Annotated in this window: 15 protein-coding genes and 4 pseudogenes; 6 read left to right on the forward strand and 13 right to left on the reverse strand. The window is 73.5% G+C overall.

The window, feature by feature from the left end; translation table 11 throughout:
• Positions 1-513: pseudogene (locus ACFXPK_RS03640) on the forward strand (hypothetical protein); the annotation flags it as partial.
• A 76-nt stretch (positions 514-589) separates the two neighbouring features.
• On the opposite strand, the gene ACFXPK_RS03645 reads toward ACFXPK_RS03640, so the two are convergent.
• The 6 genes from ACFXPK_RS03645 to ACFXPK_RS03670 all read right to left on the reverse strand — a co-directional run bounded on the left by ACFXPK_RS03645 (position 590) and on the right by ACFXPK_RS03670 (position 10,106).
• Positions 590-2,746: a tetratricopeptide repeat protein gene (locus ACFXPK_RS03645; RefSeq protein WP_385071237.1), complete on the reverse strand. Its 2,157-nt coding sequence runs from the start codon at positions 2,744-2,746 to the stop codon at positions 590-592.
• Positions 2,743-3,204, reverse strand: coding sequence for a hypothetical protein (locus tag ACFXPK_RS03650; protein WP_384995874.1), 462 nt, complete (start codon positions 3,202-3,204; stop codon positions 2,743-2,745). The genes ACFXPK_RS03645 and ACFXPK_RS03650 overlap by 4 nt, the downstream gene beginning before the upstream one ends.
• Positions 3,205-3,271: 67 nt before the next feature.
• Positions 3,272-4,525: an SWIM zinc finger family protein gene (locus ACFXPK_RS03655; protein ID WP_385071240.1), complete on the reverse strand. Its 1,254-nt coding sequence runs from the start codon at positions 4,523-4,525 to the stop codon at positions 3,272-3,274.
• Entirely contained in the window at positions 4,522-7,488 is a 2,967-nt protein-coding gene (locus tag ACFXPK_RS03660) for a DEAD/DEAH box helicase (protein WP_385071243.1), read from the reverse strand. The genes ACFXPK_RS03655 and ACFXPK_RS03660 overlap by 4 nt, the downstream gene beginning before the upstream one ends.
• 100 nt (positions 7,489-7,588) lie before the next feature.
• Positions 7,589-9,064 carry a carboxylesterase/lipase family protein gene (locus ACFXPK_RS03665; protein ID WP_385071246.1) on the reverse strand — a complete coding sequence of 492 codons (1,476 nt, stop codon included), beginning with the start codon at positions 9,062-9,064 and terminating at the stop codon, positions 7,589-7,591.
• Positions 9,065-9,074: 10 nt separating this feature from the next.
• Complete coding sequence (locus ACFXPK_RS03670) at positions 9,075-10,106, reverse strand: SPFH domain-containing protein (protein WP_384995884.1); 1,032 nt, start codon at positions 10,104-10,106, stop codon at positions 9,075-9,077.
• A 372-nt stretch (positions 10,107-10,478) separates the two neighbouring features.
• Here ACFXPK_RS03670 and ACFXPK_RS03675 point away from each other — a divergent pair, with 372 nt between their 5' ends.
• A complete protein-coding gene (locus tag ACFXPK_RS03675) occupies positions 10,479-10,820 on the forward strand; it encodes a hypothetical protein (protein ID WP_384995887.1) in 342 nt (113 codons plus the stop codon).
• A 91-nt stretch (positions 10,821-10,911) separates the two neighbouring features.
• Positions 10,912-11,169: pseudogene (locus tag ACFXPK_RS03680) on the forward strand (DUF6343 family protein); the annotation flags it as partial.
• A 124-nt stretch (positions 11,170-11,293) separates the two neighbouring features.
• On the opposite strand, the gene ACFXPK_RS03685 reads toward ACFXPK_RS03680, so the two are convergent.
• The 4 genes from ACFXPK_RS03685 to rpsA form a co-directional block, all read right to left on the reverse strand.
• Complete coding sequence (locus ACFXPK_RS03685; protein ID WP_384995889.1) at positions 11,294-11,668, reverse strand: tetratricopeptide repeat protein; 375 nt, start codon at positions 11,666-11,668, stop codon at positions 11,294-11,296.
• A gap of 104 nt (positions 11,669-11,772) precedes the next feature.
• Positions 11,773-12,378, reverse strand: coding sequence for a dephospho-CoA kinase (gene coaE / locus ACFXPK_RS03690; RefSeq protein ID WP_385071249.1), 606 nt, complete (start codon positions 12,376-12,378; stop codon positions 11,773-11,775).
• 73 nt (positions 12,379-12,451) lie between these two features.
• The gene (locus ACFXPK_RS03695; protein WP_384995895.1) at positions 12,452-13,396 is read right to left on the reverse strand and encodes a PAC2 family protein; all 945 of its coding nucleotides are present in this window, start codon (positions 13,394-13,396) and stop codon (positions 12,452-12,454) included.
• Between the two features lie 291 nt (positions 13,397-13,687).
• A complete protein-coding gene (gene rpsA, locus ACFXPK_RS03700) occupies positions 13,688-15,199 on the reverse strand; it encodes a 30S ribosomal protein S1 (RefSeq protein ID WP_384995898.1) in 1,512 nt (503 codons plus the stop codon).
• A gap of 334 nt (positions 15,200-15,533) precedes the next feature.
• Between rpsA and ACFXPK_RS03705 the strand changes: the two genes are divergently transcribed.
• The 3 genes and pseudogenes from ACFXPK_RS03705 to ACFXPK_RS03715 all read left to right on the forward strand — a co-directional run.
• The gene (locus tag ACFXPK_RS03705; protein ID WP_384995901.1) at positions 15,534-16,439 is read left to right on the forward strand and encodes a class I SAM-dependent methyltransferase; all 906 of its coding nucleotides are present in this window, start codon (positions 15,534-15,536) and stop codon (positions 16,437-16,439) included.
• 64 nt (positions 16,440-16,503) lie between these two features.
• Positions 16,504-19,020 (forward strand): annotated as a pseudogene (gene hrpB, locus ACFXPK_RS03710) (ATP-dependent helicase HrpB); the annotation flags it as partial.
• A gap of 53 nt (positions 19,021-19,073) precedes the next feature.
• A pseudogene (locus tag ACFXPK_RS03715) lies at positions 19,074-21,029 on the forward strand (MDR family MFS transporter); the annotation flags it as partial.
• Positions 21,030-21,031: 2 nt separating this feature from the next.
• Here the strand turns inward: ACFXPK_RS03715 and ACFXPK_RS03720 are convergent.
• From ACFXPK_RS03720 to ACFXPK_RS03730, 3 genes are all read right to left on the reverse strand, one after another.
• Positions 21,032-21,499 (reverse strand): YchJ family protein, encoded by a 468-nt coding sequence (locus ACFXPK_RS03720; protein ID WP_385071254.1) that lies wholly within the window; start codon positions 21,497-21,499, stop codon positions 21,032-21,034.
• Between the two features lie 163 nt (positions 21,500-21,662).
• Positions 21,663-22,418: a GntR family transcriptional regulator gene (locus ACFXPK_RS03725; protein WP_385000319.1), complete on the reverse strand. Its 756-nt coding sequence runs from the start codon at positions 22,416-22,418 to the stop codon at positions 21,663-21,665.
• A 186-nt stretch (positions 22,419-22,604) separates the two neighbouring features.
• Positions 22,605-23,375, reverse strand: a complete 771-nt coding sequence (locus ACFXPK_RS03730) for an IclR family transcriptional regulator (RefSeq protein WP_385000322.1) — start codon at positions 23,373-23,375, stop codon at positions 22,605-22,607.
• Positions 23,376-23,430 lie beyond the last annotated feature (55 nt).

Consider the following 23,430-nt stretch of genomic DNA (forward strand, 5'->3'; position numbering starts at 1 on the left):
GGGGGCCGGGGGGGGGGGGCGCCGCGCGCGGGCGCGGGGCGGCCCCGCCGCCCCCCCGCCCCCCGCGCCGCCCCCCCGGACCGTACGCGGGACACGGTGTGGACGGCGGGCGGCTGGACGGCCCACGCTCTGGAGGAGCATCCCGCGTGCCGGACCGCGGCGGCCGTCCTGGCCCACGACCGCTGCGTCCTGCGCCGCCGGGAACCGGCCGTTCCCGGCGTGCTTCCCGAGGCCCCTCCCGGGACTCCTCATGGGGCTCTTCCCGGGGCTCCTCCCGAGGCCGGGTCCTCCGGGCTGCTCGCGGTGCGCATCACCGCGGACGCCTCACGGGGCGAGCCCTGGGTACGGCCCGACCCAGCGGCCGTGCTCTCCTGCGTGCACGGATGGCTGGAGGCGAACCCGGGCGCCGCCTCCGCCGCCGTGCCGGTGACCCTCGACTGCGTGGTGGGCGGCCGACGGTCCACCGCCCTGCTGACCCGGGCGACGGACGAGGACACCCGCGCCGAGCTGTGAGCGCGGCGCCCGGTTTCAGGGCGCTCGGGTCCCGGTACCGGGGCGCGGTCTCGGGTCCCGGTACGGGGACGCGGTCTCAGGTCCCGGTGCCGGGCTCCCCCGCGCGGCCGGGCTCCGCGCCCGCCCGGACGCGCAGTTCCCTCGCACTGCCGCGGTGTTCCTCCGCCCTCTCCCGGTCGCCGGCCTCCTCGGCGAGGGCGGCCAGCTCTTCGTGCAGTACGGCCTGGTCGTACGTGGACTCCCGCCGCCGCTCCTGGTCCAGCGCTTCCTCGTACGCGGCGAAGGCCCGCTCGGGACGGCCCGCGTCCCGGTACGTACGGCCCAGCTCGGCCGCCGTCCGGCCGATCATGCGCGGATGGTCCTCTTCCCTGGCCAGGGCGAGCGCGGTCTCCAGCTCCTCCCCGGCCTCGGCCGACCGGCCCGCGGCCCGTAGCGTCCGGCCGAGCAGAAGGCTCTGGAGCAGCACACCGTAGGGGTTGGGGAGCGCGGCGTGGAGGGCGCGCGACCGCTCGAAGTACGGCACGGCGTCGTCGGGCCTTCCGCACGCCGCGAGGAACTTGCCCCGGAACTCCAGTGCGGAGGCGTGCAGTTTGGTATCGGGAACGACCGATTCCGCCGACCGCAACGCCTGGCGCGTCTCGGTGTCGGCCTCCTCGGGACGGCCTGCCTTCCAGAGGGCCTGCGCGAGCTGACAGCGCATCCGGATGAGCGCCTTCGTGGCCTCGGCGGACCCCTCGCGCCGTGCGGCGTCCCGGCCCGTCCCGAAGGCGCGGATCGCGTCCGTGTGGTTGTGGTGGTCCTCGTAGTGCTTCCACAACGGCTCGCAGAGGGACCAGGCGTGCGTGTCCTCGCCCAGGTCGCTCGCGGTCCCTACGAGTCCGTACAGGGCCTTGCGTTCCGTGTCGAGCCAGGACCGGGCCTCCGCCTCGCCCGCGAACGGCACGTCGGGGGCGTAGGGAAGCGCGGGCACGGGTTCGGCCACGCGCATCCTTTCGGGGGCGATCACCCGGTCGGCCCGTTCCGCCTGTCTGCGGTACCAGGCCACGAGCCGGCGCAGGCCGTCCTCCGTCTCGGCCGGATCGCCGTAACGGTCCGCGCGGCGTACGGCGTGGGCGCGCAGGAGGTCGTGCAGCCGCTTCCGGCCGGGACGCGGGGAGTCGGCCAGCAGCCCCGCGTTGGTGAGGAGGTCGAGCGCGTCCTCCGCGTCGTCGCGCCCGGTGCCGAGCAGCGCCATGGCGGCTTCGAGGGTGAGGTCGTAGCCGGAGTACCGCGGCATGAGGTGGTAGAGCCGCTGGGCGTCGGCCGCGTCCAGCGCGTCGTAGGCGGCGTTCCAGACGGCTTCCACCACGGAGAGCCCTTTCTCGTGGAGGGCCGCCGTGAGGTCCGCGACGATGCGCTCCACCCGTCTGCTGGGATGTTCGCGCAGGAGTCCGCCCGCGGTGTGCAGGGCGATGGGAAAACCCGCGCAGAGCTGTTCGAGCCGGCTCACCATCTGCGGGGAGACCTGACGCCCCGTGCTCCCGATGTACTCGGAGAGAACGTCGAGGGCGGGCTCCCTCCGCAGCGGTTCCAGCACGAGAGCGACCGTCCTGGGCCCCTCCAGGGCGTGCAGCCGCCGCTGGCCGGCGACCAGGACGACCGAGCGGGCCGAGACCGGCAGCAGGGTGGTGACCTCGTCGGCGGACCACACGTTGTCGAGGACGAGCACCATACGGGCCCCGTCGGTCACCGTCTTGTACATGCCGACCAGATCGCGGTACCCGGCGGGCAGCCAGCCCTCCCGCACACCCAGCCGGCGGAGCAGATGCTTGAGCACGGCCTCGGTGTCGACCGCACCGGCCGTACGCCATTCGTCCAGATCGACATAGGTGGACCAGGGGAACCGGCTCTTCAGCTCATGGGCGAGATGGACGGCCAGAGCGGTCTTGCCGATGCCGCTGATCCCGCTGAGCGTGACGATCAGGGGGTGCACGGGCCCGGACGGCACCTCGCGATCGAGGGCCCGCAGGACGTCACCGGATTCGGCGACCCTGTTCTTGAACGCCACCTCCCCCAGCGGAAGCTGATGCCCCGTCGGCGCGGTGCCGGGCAGCGGCCCGCCGCTCTCCTCCCCGCCGTGGAAGTGGAAGTGCTGCGAGGTGTAACTGCCGATCTCGCGCGCCTGGACGACGGGGCCGTGCTGCGTACCGCCGTTGACGCTGTTGCCCCAGCGGCCCCCGCCGTCACCTGTCATGGCGCGCCGCCCTGGCCGCCGGACCCGAAGTACCGGCCGCCGATCCTGTGGATCGTGTCGACCTTGCCTGCCTGGATGACCGGCTCGTTGTACGTACCGCCGCTGATCGAGTTGTGAATATCGCGGACCTGCTGACCGGGGACCTCCGGGGACAACTCGTCCAGCAGTGACCGCAGTTCGGCCGCCGCCGCCGGGTCCGCGCGCAGGGTGCGGCGCAGTCGGCCGCGCCATTCCGCGTGGAGGTCGTCGACGGCTTCCGCGTCGTCCTCCTGGCGTGCCGCGGTCAGCTCGGCGCGCGCGGTGTCCAGGTCGGTGCCGACGGACTCCGCCGATCCCCAGCCGCGTGCGGCGAGGAATCGGGCCACCCGGTCGCGCGCGCCGCTCCAGCCGTCCGTCGCCATCTGCTGGATGAGTGCCGTCGCGCCCGCCGTCGCCAGTGCCACCAATTCGGCTTCCACCGGTCCCCCTTCAACCGCTACGAAATGTGTCAGTCCACCGAAGTACGGGAGTGAACGAGCTTACCCGTCACCGGCCCAGCAGGGCGGAGAGTGCGCCCACCGGATCGGTGTCGGGGGTACCGCGCGGCCACCAGTCCTCCCGTCCGCGGTCCGACTCGTAGCCGTACCAGAGGCCGTCGCGGCCGAAGCGGAGTTGCAGCGAGTCCGTGGAGAGGTGGTTGCGCACGGGGCGGAAGTGCGGGAAGTCGGCGGCTATGAGGGCGGGCCGGGCCCGGTCGAAGGGACCGGCCGGCGGGTCCCAGGGCTCTTCCAGTACGGCCAGGCCCGCCAGGCCGCCCTGATGCCAGGCGGCGACGGCGCGGGCCAGGTCCGTGGGGGCGCGGTGGAGGGCCGCGGCCAGGTCACGGTAGAGGGCGCGGGTGGAGGCGGTCAGCCCCGAGCCGGGGTGGGCGGCGGCCAGCCGGACCGCGTCCTGCCAGGGGGTGAGGGCGCCGATCGGGTCGAGCCCCGTGGTGAGGAAGGTGTGCGCGCGGGCCGCGGCCTCGGTGGCGAGGAGGTCGAGGGCGAGCGGGTCGGGCGCTCCGGGCGACTGGGGGTAGACGGGCGGGCGGCCGGGGTGGGCGGGGGCGGGGAACGGTGGCGGCAGCGGTGGGAGCGGGCGCGGGGCGAGGGCTGTCCGCGCGTCGACCGTGGGCATCGGCGGCGCGGTCGTGGTCCGTTCCGCCGCGGAGCGGGCGGCGTTGCGGCGGGTCAGGTCGGCCAGGATCTCCTGTTCGCCGCGGCCCCGGAGCAGGAAGAGGACGAAGGGGTCCTCGTCCAGGAGCCGGGCCGTCTGGTAGCAGAGGGCCGCCGCGTGCTTGCAGGGGTAGCCGTCGTCGGGGCAGGAGCAGTCGGGGGTGAGGTCGCCCGCGGCGGGCAGCAGATCGGCGGAGGCGGCGAGGGTGTGCGGCATGGCCTTGTCGAGCAGGGCGGCGATGTGGTCGGGGCGGGCCGCGGCGGCGTCGAGCAGGTCCTCCCAGTCGGTGTCGCCGAGGGTGCGCAGCCGGATCTCCGTACGGTACGGGCGTGGCCGGGAGCCGTGGACGTACGCCATGACGCGGCCGGGGGTGACGGTGATCGCGTCGACACGGCCGCTGCCCGCGTAGGTACGGCCGCGCTGGAGGCGCGCGGTGTCGAGGGCGGTGTCCTCCATGGACTCCACCCAGGCGTTGCCCCACCAGGTCTCGGCGAAGTCGCCGTGGCCGCTGTCGCCGGGGCGGGCGGGCAGGGCGGGGAACGTCCGGCGGCGGTCGTCGTGCCGGGGTGCGCGCGCCGCGGTCATGACGGCCTCCGCAGGGAGACGAGATCGCCCAGTTCGCGGTCGGTCAGCTCGGTGAGGGACGCTTCGCCGGAGCCGAGGACGGCGTCGGCCAGGGCCTTCTTGGCGGCGAGCATGTCGGCGATCCGGTCCTCGACCGTGCCTTCCGCGAGGAGCCGGTGGACCTGTACGGGCTGGGTCTGGCCGATGCGGTAGGCGCGGTCGGTGGCCTGCTCCTCGACGGCCGGGTTCCACCAGCGGTCGAAGTGGACGACATGGCCGGCCCTGGTCAGGTTGAGCCCGGTGCCCGCCGCCTTCAGCGAGAGGACGAAGACGGGCACCTCGCCGGACTGGAACCGGTCGACCATGCGCTCGCGCTCCGCGACGGGCGTACCGCCGTGGAGCAGCTGGGAGGGGACGGCGCGGGCCGCGAGATGCGCGGAGAGCAGCCGCGCCATCGACACGTACTGGGTGAAGATCAGGACCGAGCCGTCCTCGGTGAGGATCGTGTCGAGCAGTTCGTCGAGCAGGGCGAGCTTGCCGGAGCGGCCGGTCAGCCGGGCGGCGTCCTCCTTCAGGAACTGCGCGGGGTGGTTGCAGATCTGTTTGAGGGAGGTGAGCAGTTTCATCACCAGGCCGCGTCGGGCGATGCCCTCGGACGCCTCGATGGCGGCCATCGTCTCGCGTACGACCGCCTCGTACAGCGACGCCTGTTCCCGGGTGAGGGGGACGGGGTGGTCGCTCTCGGTCTTGGGCGGCAGCTCGGGCACGATGCCCGGGTCGGACTTCTTCCTGCGCAGCAGGAACGGCCGGACGAGGCGGGCCAGTCGCTCCACCGCCTCCTCGTTGTCGGCGTCCTTGATGTCGGCGCTCTTCGCGTTCTCCACGTTCTCCACGATCCTGGCGTGGCGGGCGCGGAACGCCTTGAGGGGGCCGAGCAGCCCGGGGGTGGTCCAGTCGAGGAGGGCCCACAGCTCGGAGAGGTTGTTCTCCACGGGCGTGCCGGTCAGCGCGACCCTGGCGGGCGCCGGGATCGTGCGGAGCGCCTTGGCGGTGGACGAGAAGGGGTTCTTGACGTGCTGCGCCTCGTCCGCGACGACCATGCCCCAGGGGTGCGCGGCCAGCGTCTCGGCGCTGCCGCGCATCGTGCCGTACGTGGTGAGGACGAAGCCGTCGGTCACCTCGTCCAGGGTGCGGCCCGTGCCGTGGAAGCGGTGCACGGGGACACCGGGGGCGAAGCGGGTGATCTCGCGCTGCCAGTTGCCGAGGAGCGAGGCGGGGCAGACGACCAGCGTCGGGGCGGGGCGGGCGCGGTGCAGGTGGAGGGCGATGAGCGTGACGGTCTTGCCGAGGCCCATGTCGTCCGCGAGACAGCCGCCGAGGCCGAGGGAGGTCATCAGGTCCAGCCAGGCCAGGCCGCGCAGTTGGTAGTCGCGCAGGGTGGCGGCGAGCGCCGGGGGCTGGGGGACCGTCGCCGGGCCCGAGAGGAGCCGGTCGCGCAGCGCCGCCAGCGCGCCGGTGGGTACGGCCTCCACGGTCTCGCCGTCGACGTCGGCCGTACCGGTGAGCGCGACGGCCAGCGCGTCGACGGGCTCCAGCAGGCCCAGCTCCCGCTTGCGGGCCTTCCGTACGAGGGCGGGATCGATGACCACCCACTGGTCGCGCAGGCGGACGATCGGCCGGTGCGACTCGGCGAGGGCGTCCATCTCGTGCTCGGAGAGAGGATCGCCGTCGAGCGCCAACTGCCAGTTGAACTTGAGCAGTTCCGCGCTGTCGAAGAACGGGGTGCCGTCGGTGGCCGAGCCGGGCGCGGGGCGGACCACCGCCGCCGCCGTGAGCGTACGCGCCAGTTCCCGGGGCCAGTGCACCGCGACGCCCGCCTCCGCGAGGCGGGCCGCCCCGGGCCCGAGCAGTTCGTACAGCTCGTTCTCGGAGAGCGGCAGCGCGTCGGGGATGTCGCGCTCCAGGAGCCGGGCGAGCGGCGTCCAGACGCGGGCGGCACGGCGCAGCGCCAGCATGGCGTCGATACGGGCGCGGGGCCCGAAGCTGTCGGCTCCGTCGCCCGCCCAGAGTCCTGCCGCGTCGATGACCAGGGTCGGGTCGGCCAGGCTGTGGACCTGGACGAGCGCCGTCCCGGCCCGGCGTACCTCGTCGCCCGTGGCGCGGTCGCCGGCGGTGATGTCGTCGGCCAGGGGGGTGTGGCCGGCCCGGACGGCGGGTGCGCTCTCCGCCGCGCTCTCCGTGTGGTCGAACAGCTCGTACGCCGAGAGGTCGAGGCGCAGCGAGACCCGTACCCCCGCGTCCATGCCGGCCGCCGCCTCGGCCGCCCAGGCCCTGGCGCCCGGCAGATGCTGCCCGGCACGGGCGGCGAACGGCGCCCCTGCCGCGTACGCCGCCGCCGGGGTGCGCGGCAGGGAGTCGGCCACCGCGTCGAGGAAGGCACGGACCAGCGCTTCGGGCTCGGGCAGCAGGAGCGGCCCGTCGCCGGGCAGCGGTACGGGGTGCGCCTCGGGCGGCATGGCCGCGGCGATGGCGCGCAACTGCGCGATGTCGTCGGCGTCGAGCGGGCCGGCCCGCCAGGCGTCATGGTCGGAGGCGGTGAGCCCGGGGAGCAGCCGGCCGCGCGCGGCCAGCTGGAGCGCGTGCAGCGCGGCGGCGCCCCAGCAGGCCGAGGCCGGGTGCGCCGTCCTGTCGCGCCGGGCGCGGACCAGGAGCGGGACCGCGTCGGCGACGGACATCAGGACGACGGGGACCGTGACCGCGTGGACCCCGGCATCGCCGTCCTCACCCTCGGTCGCACCGCTGCCGGAACCGGCGCCGGCGCCGTGTTCGCCGCCGTCGCGTCGTACGACCGTCAGCTCGTCCTCCGGCTCCTCGGGCAGCTCCCCCTCCGGCGCCCAGAAGGCGACCCGCCCCTCGCGCGGCAGCCCCGCGGGCAGGAAAACGGCCGCGTGACGCACCAGCGCCGCGGTTCCGTGCACGGTCATGGTCCTTCCCCCTCCCCGCTTCGCATCGGCCGGTGTCCGATTACTCTGCGAGTCTAGGCGGGGGGTCTGACACCGCCCCTCGGCAGAGCCTTTCCGCAGGTCAGCGCAGCCCGTCCCAGAGTTCGCGCTCCCGCGCCCGCGGGTCGCGCACGGGCGCGGAGGCGGCGTCGGGGCCGTCGCCGAACACCATCGTCGTACGGGTGTCGCGGTCGTACGGCTCCCAGCCCGGGTCGCCGGTCCGCGCGAACGCCACCCACGCCCGGTGCATCGCCCGCGCGAGCCCGGCCGGCGGCCGGTCGCCGAGCATCGGGGTGTACGCGGGGTGGTCCGGACGGTCGAAGACGAACCCCAGCTCGGCGCCGTGGCAGGCGCCGAGCAGCCCGCCGTGGCGCGGGGAGCGCCAGGCGAACTCGTACAGGTACGAGCCGGGCACGGATTCGGCGAGGCGGATCGCGGGGATCCGGTAGAACCAGTCCGTGGCCAGGGCGTCGAACACCTCGCCCGGGCCCGCGTCGGGCCGCGCCGCGCGGTAGACGGCCGGTGCCCGCTCCGGGTCGAGGCCGTACGCGGCCGCGGTCGCGCGCAGCTTGGTCTCCGGCAGCGCGTCCAGCCGTCCGGTGGGCACGAGGAAGAGGCGGTACTCCTCCCGGTTGCTGCCGGCCAGCAGCCGGACTCCGTCACCGGGCCCGGGCAGCGGCAGCTCGGGGAGGACCGGTTCGAACGGCATCATGTTGAGCGCCGCCTCGCCCCACAGCGTGGGGTCGGGCCGGGCCCCGATCTCCGCGCGCAGCTCGCTCTGCGCGGACAGCAACCGGGGCCGCGCAAGGGCGGCGAAGGCGTCGGCGGTGGGCGGCACGGACAGTTTCCGGGCGAGCCGGGCCGTGATCAGCCGCGCCGAGGCGGGGCGCAGGTAGTGGTGGGCCGCGCCGCTCTGGAGGATCGCGCCACGGAAGAGCCCCCGAGCGCGCTCCATGGCGAGCAGAGCGCCGATGCTCATCGCTCCGGCCGACTGCCCGAAGAGGGTGACCCGGTCCGGGTCGCCTCCGAAGGAGGCGATGTTCTCCCGCACCCACTCCAGGGCGGCGATCTGGTCGAGCAGCCCCCTGTTGTCCGGTACGCCGTCGAGGTGGAGGAAGCCCTCGGCCCCGAGCCGGTAGTTGATCGTCACGCACACCACGCCGTCGCGGGCGAACGTACCGCCGTCGTACGCGGGCAGCGATCCCGAACCGTTCGCGAAGGCCCCGCCGTGCACCCACACCAGCACCGGAAGACGGGCCTCGGGGCCGGGCTCGGGGGTCCAGACGTTCAGGTTGAGACAGCTCTCCCCCGGCGCTCCGGGGACGGTGTGCTGCGGCAGAAGGGCGTCGAGGGGCGGTGTGTACGGGGCCTGCGGCGCCGTCGGACCGTACGCGACCGCGGGCAGGACGCCTTCCCACGGCTCGGGAGGCACGGGGTGTCCGAAGCGCGGAGCGCTCGCGTACGGGATCCCCAGGAACGCCACCACCGGTGGGTCGAGGGCGGGTCGTCCGCCGACCCTGCCCTGCCGGGTCGCGCAGACCGGGCCCCGGCGCGTCATACGGCGCCGGTCAGACGTGCGGCTGGACGTGGGGCCTGGCGGGCGGCGAGGAATCGGGAGAGGCCAGCCGCTCCCTCAGCGCCTCCGGGTCAGGGTCGGGTTCGGCCCCGGGCTCCGGGGAACCGGCCGGTTCCGGCTCCCGTTCCGCGGCCGGTTCCGGTTCTCGGTCCACCACCGGTACGGGGTCCGGCAGCGGGCCCGGGTCCGGGGCCGGCCGGGCGGCGGGAGCGGTCGTCGCCTGCGCGACCTCGGAGACCGCCTGGACCGCCTGTGCGGCCTCGCCGGGCGTGGCGCGCTCCAGGAAGCGCAGCAACTCCACGGGGAAGGGCAGGACGAGGGTGGAGTTCTTCTCGGCGGCGACCGCCACGACCGTCTGGAGCAGCCTGAGCTGCAACGCCGCGGGCTGTCCGGACATCTGCTCGGCGGCCTCGGCGAGCTTCTTCGACGCCTGCAACTCCGCGTCCGCGTTGATGACCCGCGCGCGCCGCTCCCGGTCGGCCTCCGCCTGGCGTGCCATCGACCGCTTCATCGTCTCCGGCAGCGACACGTCCTTGATCTCGACCCGGTCGATCTGGACACCCCAGCCGATCGACGGACTGTCGATCATCAGTTCCAGGCCCTGGTTCAGCTTCTCCCTGTTCGACAGCAGATCGTCCAGGTCGCTCTTGCCGATGATGGAGCGGAGCGACGTCTGTGCCATCTGGGAGACGGCGAACCGGTAGTCCTCGACCCTGATCACCGCGTCGGCCGCGTCGACCACCTTGAAATAGATCACGGCGTCCACGCGCACGGTGACGTTGTCGCGCGTGATGCCGTCCTGGGCGGGCACCGGCATCGTCACGATCTGCATGTTGACCTTGTGGAGCTTGTCCACGAAGGGGATGACCGTGGTGAACCCCGGGCCCCTGATCCCTTCCCGCAGCCGGCCCAGGCGCAGGACCACGCCCCGCTCGTACTGCTTGACGACCCGGGCCGCCGCCATGGCGTACAGCCCGCACGCGCAGATGACGGCTATGACCGCGATGACCAGTTCCTCGACCATGATGGGCCCCCTGACGCCAGACGCCGGACCGAGGTGCTGATTACCACGGTATGCCTTGTATGACCGGTGGTCGAGACACGCGGGGCAGGAGGATTACCGGCGCGTAGCCCGACCGGCGGCGCTCGCGGTGCCGCGGGGTCTCCCATCCGGCAGGGTGACCAGCACATGTCCGCTCTCCGCCCGCCCGCCGCCCGTTCCGCTCCTTGTTCCGCCCCCCCTTTCCGGCTTCCTCACGCAGCCGCAGCCGTCCCGCAGCCCCAGCCCCAGTCGCAGCCGCAGCCGCAGCCGCAGCCGCAGCCGTCCCGCAGCCCCAGCCCCAGCCTCCCCGCAGCCCCCTGCTCACGCTTCCGCTCCCGAGACGAGGACCCGCCCATGTCCGTGACCGATCACCGGCGCCTCGGCATCGCCGCCGGGGCCGTCCTCCTGACCTTCGCCGTCACGGGCTGTTCCGTCCTCGGCCGGGCCGCGGTGGGCACCATCACGTACGACACCGGCCACAAGAGCCGTGTCCAGGTGACCACCCCGTCGGTCACCGGCTGCCACAGACTGAAACCGACCGGAGCCGTGGCGATCACCAACCGCACCGTGCTCGATCTCGTCGCGTACCCGACGGCCGACTGCACCGGCAAGAACACGACGTACATCGCCACGACGCTGTCCGATGTGATCGCTCCGGGCGCCGGGCCGTGGCGCAGCTACTCGATCGTGCACTGAGGCGCTGACACCGAGAGGCGCCCGCGACGTTCACCGGCGCGCGTCGCCGGGTACACCAGCGGTGAGGGCCGGAACGGGAGGTGCGAGAGCCATGCGCACCGGTAGTGAACCTGTCACCGCGCGCAGCGCGCTGCGGATGCGGTTCTGGCTGAGCCTGTGGGGGCTGGTCTGGACCGCCCTCGGTACGGCGGCGTTCGCCGTGGCCGGAAGACCCGGGTGGGCAGCCGCCTGCGGGGTGCTGATGCTGATCGTCGCGATCGATCTGGCCGTGGTCCTGGCACGGATCCGGCAGGGGCCGCGTTTCCAGCCGGGCCGGGATGTCCCTCCGTACCGGCCGGACCACGGCCCGTACCCGATTCTCGTGCAGGACCGGGAGCGCATCCGGGACCTGGAGCGCCATCGGATGCGCCGGCGCCGCCACCTCCGCCACCACACCCCATGATCTGAGCGGCCCAGCCCTTGACGCGGGTGCTTCAGGCGTCCGGTGCGTTCGAGTCGAAGCGCGCCGCCTGGAGGTACTCCGGCTTGGGGTCCAGCGCCGCCGCGAGCCGGAAGTGGCGCTTCGCCTGCTCCGGCCGCCCCGAGCGCTCGAACGTACGGGCCAGCGCGAAGTGCGCGAACGCGTTGTCCGGCTCCCGCTCCAGTACGAGTTCGAATTCCAGCTCGGCGGGGCGCAGTTGCGCGGCGGCGAAGAAGGCGCGGGCGCGCAGCAGCCGGGCCGCGGTGTTCTCCGGATGGGACGCGATCACCGAGTCCAGCAGTTTGACGGCCCCGCGCGGGTCTCGCGCGGCGAGAAGCTGTTCCGCCGCGCGGTAGTCGATGACGTGGGTCTCCGGGCTCTCTGGCACGTTCGCATCCTTCCCTGACTTCGCGCTCTCAACGCGGGACACGGCGACGCTATTCCTCACGCCCTCGTGACGCCCTCGTGCCCGCCGCATCCGGCGCGGACCGGTCAGCCGCGCGCAGCGGCGCGTTCCGTCGCGGTCCGCCACACCGCGCGCACCTGCGGCTCCAGCCGCTCCAGCGGGCCGTCGTTGTCGATGACGAGGTCGGCGACGGCGCGCCGCGCCTCCCGGGTGGCCTGGGCCGCCATCCGCTCGCGCGCCGCGTGCTCGGTCATCCCGCGCAGCCGTACGAGCCGGTCGAGCTGGGTCTCGGGGGTGGCGTCGACGACCACGACGAGGTCGTACAGCCCCGCCATGCCGTTCTCGACGAGCAGCGGTACGTCGTGGACGACGATCGCGTCCGGGCCCGCCTGGGCCTCCAGCTCGGCCGAGCGCGCCCGCACCAGCGGGTGCACGATCGCGTTGAGCGCCCGCAGCCGCTCGGGGTCGCCGAAGACGATCCGGCCGAGTGCCGGCCGGTCGAGCGCGCCCTCGGAGGTGCGGACGTCCGGGCCGAACTCGGCGAGCACGGCCGCCAGTCCGGGTGTGCCCGGCGCCACCACCTCCCGGGCGATCCGGTCGGAGTCGATCAGCACAGCTCCGAATCCGGTCAGCAGACGGGAGACCTCGCTCTTTCCCGATCCGATTCCGCCGGTGAGTCCCATCCTCAGCATGGAGGCAGCCTAGAGCCTCGCGCACCACCCGGCTGGGCCGGGCGGCGGTCCGCCCCACGCCGCCCGTATGGGGTCACGCCCCGGCCTCGCCCTCCCGCTCCGCGAGGAACTTCTCGAACTCGCGCCCGATCTCGTCCGCCGACGGCAGCTCCGCCGGCTCGGCGACCAGACTGCCCCGGGTCTCGGCGCCGGCCATCGCGTCGTACTGGTGCTCAAGCCCCTGCACCATCGTGACCAGCTCCTCGTCCCCCTCGCCGAGCTGCCGCTCGATCTCGGTCTGGGTGCGCTGCGCCTCCGTACGCAGGGAGTGCGCGACGCTCGGCAGCACCAGCCCCGTCGCGGCGGTGATCGCCTCCAGGGCGGTCAGCGCCGCGTCCGGGTACGAGGACCTGGCGACGTAGTGCGGGACATGCGCGGCGACTCCGAGCACGTCGTGCTCCGACTCCATCAGCCGGTACTCGACCAGCGATTCGGCGCTGCCCGGCACCTGGGCCTCGTCGAACGGGCCGCGGTGGCCCGGCATGAGGTCCGTGCGGTTGCCGTGCGGGGTGATGCCGACGGGACGCGTGTGCGGTACGCCCATCGGGATGCCGTGGAAGTTGACGGACAGCCGGACGCCGAGGCGTTCGACGATCTGCCGTACGGCGACAGCGAAGCGCTCCCACTCCACGTCCGGCTCGGGGCCCGACAGCAGCAGGAACGGGGCGCCCGTGGCGTCCTGCACCAGCCGTACGTCGAGCGTGGGCGTCTCGTAGTCCGTCCAGCGGTCGCGCCGGAACGTCAGGAGCGGGCGCCGCGCGCGGTAGTCGACCAGTCTGTCGTGGTCGAATCGGGCCACCACCTGGTGGGGCAGTGACTCCAGCAGGTTCTCGACGATCTGGTCGCCCGTCTCCCCCGCGTCGATGTAGCCGTCGAAGTGGTACAGCATGACCAGGCCCGCCGACTCCTGCGCCAGCGCCATGTCGACGACGGCGAGGCCCTTGGGCTCCCACTCGTACAAACCCTGCGGATCAAGCACGGTTACCGCTCCTCCTCGTGTTCATAACGAAGAACGCGTCATGGGGCGCAGGCATTCCCCACGTCCCACCCGCCTAACCCATCCGACCGGCCCCGCCATGGCGAACATCCGTCCGCAGGCGCCCGGTTGACGGCGGCGGCGCGCCCTGCCCCAGCGTGCGCCGCCCCGTCACGGGCGGCAAGGACCTCCCGCAGGCGCGCGGTCCGGGCACGCGTAAGGCCCGCTCCCCGAGGGGAACGGGCCTTACGTTCAAGCGGTCCTGCTACCTACCTACTACACACTGCCGGAGCGTCAGCTCTGGCCGCCGGCCAGCTTCTCGCGCAGCGCGGCAAGGGCCTCGTCCGACGCCAGGGCGCCGGAGTTGTCCGCCGACTCCGAGGAGTACGAGCCACCGCCACCGGAGGCGGCCGGGGCGTTGCCCCCGCCGGCGGGCGCGGCAGCACCCTCGGCAGCGGCGGCCTCGTCGGCCTCGCGGGACTTGATGACCTGGGCCTGGTGCTGCTCGAAGCGCGACTGCGCCTCGGCGTACTGGCCCTCCCACGCCTCGCGCTGGGTCTCGAAGCCCTCGAGCCAGTCGTTGGTCTCGGGGTCGAAGCCCTCGGGGTAGATGTAGTTGCCCTGGTCGTCGTAGGACGCGGCCATGCCGTAGAGCGTCGGGTCGAACTCGACCGAGGCCGGGTCGCTGCCGAAGGACTCGTTGGCCTGCTTCAGCGAGAGGCTGATGCGGCGGCGCTCCAGGTCGATGTCGATGACCTTGACGAAGATCTCGTCGTTGACCTGGACGACCTGCTCCGGGATCTCCACGTGGCGCTCGGCCAGCTCGGAGATGTGGACCAGACCCTCGATGCCCTCGTCGACGCGGACGAACGCGCCGAAGGGAACGAGCTTGGTGACCTTGCCGGGAACGACCTGGCCGATCTGGTGCGTCCGGGCGAACTGCTGCCACGGGTCTTCCTGCGTCGCCTTGAGCGACAGGGAGACACGCTCGCGGTCCATGTCCACGTCGAGAACCTCGACGGTGACTTCCTGGCCGACCTCGACAACCTCGGAGGGGTGGTCGATGTGCTTCCAGGACAGCTCGGAGACGTGCACGAGACCGTCGACGCCGCCGAGGTCCACGAACGCACCGAAGTTGACGATCGAGGAGACGACGCCGGAGCGGACCTGGCCCTTCTGCAGGGTCGTGAGGAAGGTCTGACGGACCTCGCTCTGGGTCTGCTCCAGCCAGGCACGGCGGGACAGGACCACGTTGTTGCGGTTCTTGTCCAGCTCGATGATCTTGGCCTCGAGCTCCTTGCCCACGTAGGGCTGGAGGTCGCGGACGCGGCGCATCTCGACGAGGGAGGCCGGCAGGAAGCCACGGAGGCCGATGTCGAGGATGAGACCACCCTTGACGACCTCGATGACGGTACCGGTGACGATCCCGTCCTCTTCCTTGATCTTCTCGATCGTGCCCCAGGCGCGCTCGTACTGCGCACGCTTCTTGGACAGGATGAGACGGCCTTCCTTGTCCTCCTTCTGGAGAACCAGGGCCTCGATCTCATCGCCCACGGCGACGACCTCGTTGGGGTCGACGTCGTGCTTGATGGAAAGCTCGCGGGAGGGGATGACGCCTTCGGTCTTGTAACCGATGTCGAGCAGGACCTCGTCCCGGTCGACCTTCACGATGACGCCGTCGACGATGTCGCCGTCGTTGAAGTACTTGATCGTCTCGTCGATCGCGGCGAGGAAGGCTTCCTCGTTACCGATGTCGTTGACCGCAACCTGCGGGGTGGTGGCGGTGGTCTCGGTGCTGCTCGTCATGTGGGAAAGGGCTCCGGTGCGGACAGTGAGTCGTAGGTACTGCTACGCCGGGAGCCCGTATCGCCATCTGCAAGAACCCGGACAGCCAAGGGAGCGCCGTCCCCGAGATTCCGGGGAAAGCGCCTCGCCGACCGAGGAAAACGTACTTACAGAGTGCGAGCGCGGCTGCTACGTCTGAGGCGCGCAAGCCCGCAGCGCAACCTTTAGCATACGGAAGCAGCCGGGCACGGTCAATGCGCGAAGGCGCACACCCGGGGCGGAACGTCCCATACCCGGCACAAACTGCGTTTGATGAGGCCACAAGGGCCCTCGCCCGCACCCTACGACGACGGACATGATGATCCAAGAGCAGCGAGAACAGGCCGAGCGGACAACGGCACAGGCGGCGGCGTACGAGTCCGGCGGACCGGGGCCCCTCCCCGGGCCCGCGCCGGAGCCCGAGCCGGAGGCGACCCGCCGTGACTCCGGGGAGACCGAGAGCAGCCGCGCCAACCGGGGCTGGTGGGACAGGAACGCCGACGACTACCAGGTCGAGCACGGCAGCTTCCTCGGCGACGACCGCTTCGTCTGGTGCCCCGAAGGGCTCGACGAGGTGGAGGCCGAGCTGCTGGGCCCGGCCGAGGAGCTGCGCGGCCGGGACGTCCTGGAGATCGGCGCCGGCGCCGCCCAGTGCTCGCGCTGGCTGGCGGCGCAGGGCGCGCGCCCGGTGGCGCTGGACCTCTCGCACCGCCAGCTCCAGCACGCGCTGCGCATCGCGGAGGGACGCTCCCGTACCTTCCCGCTGGTCCAGGCGGACGCGGGGACGCTGCCCTTCCGGGACGGCTCCTTCGACCTGGCCTGCTCGGCGTACGGGGCGATCCCCTTCGTCGCCGATCCGGTGAAGGTCTTCCGCGAGGTACGGCGGGTGCTGCGGCCGGGCGGGCGCTGGGTCTTCTCCGTGACCCACCCGGTGCGCTGGGCCTTCCCCGACGAGCCGGGTCCCGAGGGCCTGACGGCCGGGGCGTCGTACTTCGACCGCACTCCGTACGTGGAAGAGGACGAGGAAGGGAACGCGGTCTACGTGGAGCACCACAGGACCCTCGGCGACCGGGTGCGCGACGTGGTGGGCGGCGGCTTCCGGCTGCTCGACGTCGTGGAGCCGCAGTGGCCGGTGTGGAACACGCAGGAATGGGGCGGCTGGTCCCCGCTGCGCGGCGCGCTGATCCCGGGCACGGCGATCTTCGTCTGCGAGCGCGACTGAAGTACGCCGCCGGGGTGCGCGGCAGGAGGCGGACGCGACGGGCGGCACCGGCGACACTGGGCGGGTGATCCGTGACGACATCCTGGCCGCCCTGCCCGTACGTACCGCCGTCCCCGCGCTGGAGGGCGCCCTCGACGCGCACGGCTGCGCGGTGCTGTGCGCGCCACCGGGCACGGGCAAGACGACGCTGGTGCCGCTGGTCCTGGCCGGGCTGCTCGGGCGGGGCCCGGTACGCCGGGTGATCGTCGCGGAGCCGCGGCGGATCGCGGCGCGCGCGGCGGCCCGCCGGATGGCGTGGCTGCTGGGCGAGCGGGTCGGGGAGCGCGTGGGTTTCACCGTGCGCGGGGAGCGCGCGGTGGGGCGCGCCACGGTGGTGGAGGTGGTGACCACCGGGGTGCTGTTGCAGCGCCTCCAGCGTGACCAGGAGCTGGCCGGGGTCGATGTGGTGATCCTCGACGAGTGCCATGAGCGCCATCTCGACGCGGACACCGTGGCGGCCTTCCTGCTGGACGTACGGGCGGCGCTCCGGCCCGAGCTGCGGCTGGTGGCGGCGTCGGCGACGACCGACGCCGAGGGGTGGGCGCGGCTGCTCGGGGACGCGCCGGTGGTGACGGCGACCGGTGTGTCGCACCCGGTGGAGACGGTGTGGGCGCCGCCCCCGGGGGCGGTGCGACCGCCGCACGGGATGCGGGTCGATCCGGCGCTGCTGACGCATGTGGCGTCGGTGGTGCGCCGGGCACTGGCCGAGCGTACGGGCGATGTGCTGTGTTTCCTGCCGGGGGTGGGCGAGATCGGCCGGGTGGCCGGGCTGCTCGGGGGGTGCGGCGCCGAGGTGCTCCAGGTGCACGGCCGGGCGCCCGCCGCGGTGCAGGACGCGGTGCTGGCGGGCGCGTCGGAGGGGCGCCGGGTGGTGCTGGCCACGGCGGTGGCGGAGTCGAGCCTGACGGTGCCGGGGGTACGGGTCGTCGTGGACGCGGGGCTGGCGCGCGAGCCCCGTACGGATCACGCGCGCGGGCTGGGCGCGCTGACGACGGTACGGGTGTCGCAGGCGGGCGCGGGGCAGCGCGCGGGGCGGGCCGGGCGGGAGGCCCCGGGGACGGTCTACCGCTGCTGGTCCCCGGCCGAGGACGGCCGGCTGGCGCGTTTCCCCTCCCCCGAGATCAAGGTCGCGGACCTGGCGGCGTTCGCACTCCAGGCCGCGTGCTGGGGCGACCCGTCGGCGGCGGGGCTCGCCCTGCTGGACGCGCCGCCCGCGGGGGCGCTGGCGGCGGCGCGCTCGGTCCTCGCGGCGATCGGCGCCGTGGACGGGGACGGGCGGGCCACGGAGCGGGGCGTACGGATGGCGGGGCTCGGTCTGCACCCCCGGCTCGCGCGGGCGCTCCTGGACGGCGCGGGCCAGGTGGGCGCGCGCCGGGCGGCGGAGGTGGTGGCGCTGCTGAGCGAGGAGCCGCCCCGGGCGTACGGGGACGATCTGGCGGCGGCGTGGCGTACGGCGCGCGGGTCGGGGAGCGGGTCGGGCGGGGACGCGTACGCGGCGCGCTGGCGTCAGGAGGTGCGGCGGCTGTCCTCCTCCGTGGGGGGCTCGTCCGTGGGGGGCTCCTCCGCGGCGGGTTCCGCGGCCGGGTCCGACGACCTCGCCGCGGGGCTGGTCACCGCGCTCGCCTTCCCGGAGCGGGTCGCGCGCGCCCGGGGTGAGGGAACGTTCCTGATGGTCTCGGGGACGGGGGCCGAACTGGGCCAGGGTTCGGGGCTGCGGAGCGCGGGCTGGCTGGCGGTGGCGGTGGCCGACCGGCCGGCGACGGCGGCGTCGGCGCGGGTGCGGCTGGCCGCCGTCATCGACGAGGACACCGCCCGGGAGGCGGCCGGCCACGCGTACGCGCAGGGCGAGGAGGTCCGCTGGGAGGGCGGCGAGGTGGTGGCCAGGCGGGTGGCGCGGCTGGGTGCGGTGGAGCTGTCGGTGCGCCCGCTGCGGCAGCCGGACCCCGCTCTCGTACGGCGGGCCCTGCTGGCCGGTCTGGAGCGGGAGGGTCTGGGGCTGCTGCGCTGGACGCGGGACGCCGAGGGGCTGCGCGAGCGGCTGGGCTTCCTCCACCGGGAGCTGGGCGGCGGCTGGCCGGACGTCTCGGACGGGGCGCTGCTGGCGGGGGCGGACGCCTGGCTGGAGCCGGAGCTGTCCCGGGCCCGGCGCCGGGCGGATCTGGGGCGGCTGGACGCGGGGCAGGCGCTGCGGCGGCTGCTGCCATGGTCGACCGGGGAGGCGGCGCGCCTGGACGAGCTGGCGCCGGAGCGAATCGAGGTGCCGAGCGGTTCGCGGGTCCGGGTGGAGTACGGCGGGCCGCAGCCGGTGCTGGCGGTGAAGCTCCAGGAGCTGTTCGGGCTGCGGGACACGCCCCGGGTGGGCGGGGAGGCGCAGGTTCCGGTACTGGTGCATCTGCTGTCGCCGGCGGGGCGGCCCGCGGCGGTGACGGCGGACCTGGCGTCGTTCTGGCGGGACGGCTACCGGGCGGTGCGAGCGGAGCTGCGGGGCCGCTATCCGCGTCATCCCTGGCCGGAGGACCCGTCGACGGCGGTGGCGACGCGCCCCCCCCCAAACCCCCGCCGGGACAAAACCCCGGGCGGGGCGCCCCCCCCCGCCCCCCCCTCGTCTCGGATCTGGGCGGCGCCGCCCACATGTCCTGGGTGGTCACCTCGTATCTGCTCGCCGAGACGGTCTCCACGGTCCTGGTCGGCAAGTTCGGTGATCTCTTCGGGCGGAAACTGGTCTTCCAGATCTCCGCGGTCGTCTTCATCACGGGCTCGTTCCTGTGCGGACTGGCCACCGACATGACGCTGCTGATCTCCTGGCGCGCGCTCCAGGGCATCGGCGCGGGCGGGCTGATGGTCACCGCGATGGCGTTGATCGCGGATGTCATCCCGCTGCGCGAACGCGGCAAGTACCAGGGGGCGATCGGCGCGGTCTTCGGGGTCTCGACGGTCGTCGGGCCGCTGCTCGGCGGGGTGTTCACGGACAATCTGAGCTGGCGCTGGGCCTTCTACATCAATGTGCCGATCGCGATCCTCGTGGTCGTCGCCGCGGCCCGGACGATCCCGTCCGTCAAGGCGGTCTCCCGGCCCGTCATCGACTATCTGGGCATCGCGCTGGTGGCGGTCGGGGCCAGCGCCCTCATCCTGGCGACGAGTTGGGGCGGCAACCAGTACGCCTGGGGCTCGCCGGTGATCCTCGGGCTGTTCGTGGGCGGTGTCGTCGCGCTCGCGCTGTTCTGCGTGGTGGAGACGCGCGCGGCCGAACCCATGCTGCCGATGCGGCTGTTCCGCAATCCGGTCTTCACGGTCTGCTCTGTCCTGAGCTTCATCGTGGGATTCGCGATGCTCGGCGCGATGACCTTCCTGCCGACGTATCTCCAGTACGTGGACGGCGACTCGGCGATCGTCTCGGGCGTCCGTACCCTGCCGATGGTCTTCGGGCTGCTGGTCGCCTCGGTCTTCAGCGGCACCGTGGTCAGCAGGACCGGCGCGTACCGGATCTTCCCGATCGTCGGCTCGCTGGTGATGGCCGCGGGGCTCTACCTGCTGTCCCGGATGGGGCCGGACTCCGGGGTGTGGCGGGAGTCGGGGTCGATGCTGGTGCTGGGGCTGGGGATCGGGCTGGTCATGCAGGTGCTGACGATCGCGGTGCAGAACACCGTCGAGTACGCGGACCTCGGCACCGCCACGTCCGGGGTGACCTTCTTCCGTACGCTCGGCAGCGCCTTCGGCGCGGCGGTCTTCGGCACGATCTACGCCAACTCCCTGGCGCCGAACCTGCGGACGGGGATCGCGGGGGCGGTACGGGTCGCGGGGCCCGGGGCGGATCCCGCCGCGCTCGCGAAGGCGGCGGGGAGTCCGGAGGGGCTGCACGCGCTGCCGTCCGCGCAGGCCGCGCCGATCGTGCGGGCTTACACGGACGCGTTGCAGACGGTGTTCCTGTGGACGGTGCCGGTGGCGCTCCTCGGATTCGTGGTGGCGCTCTTCCTCAAGCAGGTGCGGCTGCGGGACTCGGCGCGGGCGGGCTCCACGGACATGGGCGAGGGGTTCGGCTCGCCGGTCAGCTCCGGTGACTCGGAGCGGCTGCTGGAGCTGTCCGTCGCGAAGATCCTGCGCACCACGGGGCGGGACACCGCGCGCCGGCTCCTGCTCTCGGCCGACACCCGGCTGGACCTCGCGGGGGCGTGGGCGGTGATGCAGGTCGAGCTGTTCACCCGGATGGTCGGCCACACCAGTCTGGGGCTGATCGCGGAGCGCCACCGGCTGCCGCCCGAGGTGCTCCTCCCGGTCTTCGACCGGATGGTCGAGGAGGGGTATCTGAGCCGGACGGGGAACATGCTCGCGCACACGGAGGCGGGCGCCCGGGAGGCCGCCGTGATCAATACGGCGTGGGCGCAGTGGCTCAACGAACAGCTCGACGCCGACCGGGGCCGGCCCAGCGGCGCCGAACTGCGCCGCGCGGTCGACGCGATCGCGAAGCGCCTGCTGGCCGAGGACCTGGCGCAGGACCTGTCGGGCCGGGCCCGGATCCCGGCTGGCTCGACGCTCGCGACCGCGCGGCGCTGAGGTCAGAGGTCCTGGTCGGGGAAGGTGCCGTCTACATAGACCCAGGCGCCGTCGTGCCGGGCGAACCGGCTGTGCTCGTGCAGTGCGCCCGGTCCGCCCCCGTCGGTGAACCGGGCGCGGAAGGTGACCGTGCCGGTGGTGTGGAAGGCGCTGCCGTCGGTGGTCGCCAGGATCTCCAGCCCCTGCCAGCGTGTGGCGGGATCGAGGTCGAGGCGCGCCGGACGGGTGGCGGGGTCCCAGGTGGTGAGCAGGTACGCCGTGTCGAGTACGGCGAAGGCGCTGTAGCGGGAGCGCATCAGCGCCTCGGCGGTGGGCGCCGTGGCGGATCCGGTGTGGAACCGCCCGCAGCACGCGCCGTAGGTGGCGTCCGCCCCGCAGGGGCAGGGCGAGGCGTCGGTGACGCGTCGCCCTGCCCCTGCGGACGAGACGGACCGGCCGGTGCGACGGGTGTGTGCGGGACGTCGGGCCATGGGGTGCTGCGCTCCAGGACGGTACGGGCGTTCGGTGCCGGGCCGGGCCGCTCGACCTGCCGAACCGCCACCCGCCGGGGCCAAGCCTAGGGCGTCCCGGGCCAACTCGTTTCGAGCGCGGCGAGTTCGGCGCCGCCCGCCGGCCGACGGGCCCGTTCGGCGGTCAGGACTGGACGAGGAGCCGGAACTCGAAGGCGTACCGCGAGGCCCGGTAGATATGGGTGCCGTACTCGACGGCGCGCCCCGTGTCGTCGTACGTCGTGCGCTGCATCGTCAGCAGCGCCGCGCCCTCCGCCTCGTCCAGGCTCTCGCCCTCCCGCGCGGTGGCGTTGCGCGCGCCGACGGTCTGGCGGGCGCTGTGCAGGGTGATCCCGACGGCCCGCATCAGACGGTAGAGGCCGGTCTCCTCCAGCTCCTCGGTGTCCAGGCGCACCAGGCCCGGCGGCAGGAAGTTGCACAGATACGCCATCGGTTCTGCGTGGCTGAGCCGCAGCCGTTCCAGGACGACGACCTCGTCGCCCTCGGCGATCCCGAGCGCGGCGGCGACCTCGGCGGAGGCCGGGGCCGTCCCGTTGCGCAGGACGCGGGTGGTGGGGCTCTGCCCGGCCGCCCGCAGGTCGTCGTAGAGGCTGCTCAGCTCCAGCGGGCGTTTGACCTGGCTGTGCACGACCTGTGTCCCGATCCCCCGGCGGCGGACCATCAGCCCCTTGTCGACCAGCGTCTGGATGGCGTGGCGGACGGTGGGACGGGAGAGCCCGAGCCGTCCGGCCAGCTCGATCTCGTTGCCGAGCAGGCTGCCCGGGGCGAGCCTGCCGTGCTCGATGGCGCTCTCCAGCTGCTGGGCGAGCTGGTAGTAGAGCGGCACCGGACTCGCGCGGTTCACCGAGAGTTCGAGGGCCGTGGGATCAGGGGTGTTCACGGGGCGAGAATATCCGCCGTAAGGGTGACAGGCACCTCCGACGTCAGATTGTTGTGACAATAGGGGATTTCCTGTGCACTGCGCCCGCTTGCACCCCTCGCTACACCTGCCTTCCGGCCAATCCCGCAGCCCGGCCGACCGTCTGTCCCGCCGCCCTTCCCGCCGCGCGTCCGCCGCGTCCCGCCGTCAGGGCCGGCCCCGGTGCCCGAGGCGCCCGGAGAGCGCGCCCGCGCCCTTCACCGCGAGCTGGGACAGCTCCTCCTCGCGCTCGTCGCTCCAGCGGATCATCGGTACGGAGATGGACAGGGCGGCGACGACCCGGCCCGCCCGGTCCCGTACCGGCGCCGCCACACAGCTCACGTCGGGGTTCGACTCGCGGTGCTCCACGGCGACCCCGCGCTCCCTGATCTTCGCCAGCTCGGTGCGCAGCACCTCGGGGTCGGTGATGCTGTCCGGGGTCATCGCGCGGAAGTCATGGCCGTCTATCCGGGCCGCCAACTCGCTCTCGGAGAGCGACGCGAGCAGCATCTTGCCGACCGAGGTGCAGTGCGCGGGCAGTCTCCGCCCGGCGGCCGAGACCATCCGGACCGCGTGCGTGGAGTCCACCTTCGCGATGTAGATGACGTCGGTCTCCTCCAGGATCGCCACATGGACGGTCTCGTCGCAGGTCTCGGCGACCTCGCGGGCGACCTGGCGCCCCTCGGCCGCGAGGTCGAGCTGTTCCGCGTACCGGCTGCCGAGCTGGTACGAGCGCACGCCGAGCCGGTACCGGCCGGGCTGTCCGGGGACGGGCGCCAGGTAGGAGCGGGCCGCGAGCGTGGTGATCAGTTCGTGCACGGTGGTGCGCGGGAGACCCAGCTTGCGGATGACATCGGGTGCGGAGAGCGTCCCGTCGCCCTCCAGGAACAGTTCGAGAATGTCCAGGGCCCGCGTCACCGCGGGGACGAGCCGTCCCATGGCCGACCACCCACCGTCTCGTTCGGTACTTCGGCCATCGGCCGGAATGACGAAC

The sequence above is a fragment of the Streptomyces sp. NPDC059142 genome (assembly GCF_042755665.1).
Classification (GTDB): Bacteria; Actinomycetota; Actinomycetes; order Streptomycetales; family Streptomycetaceae; genus Streptomyces.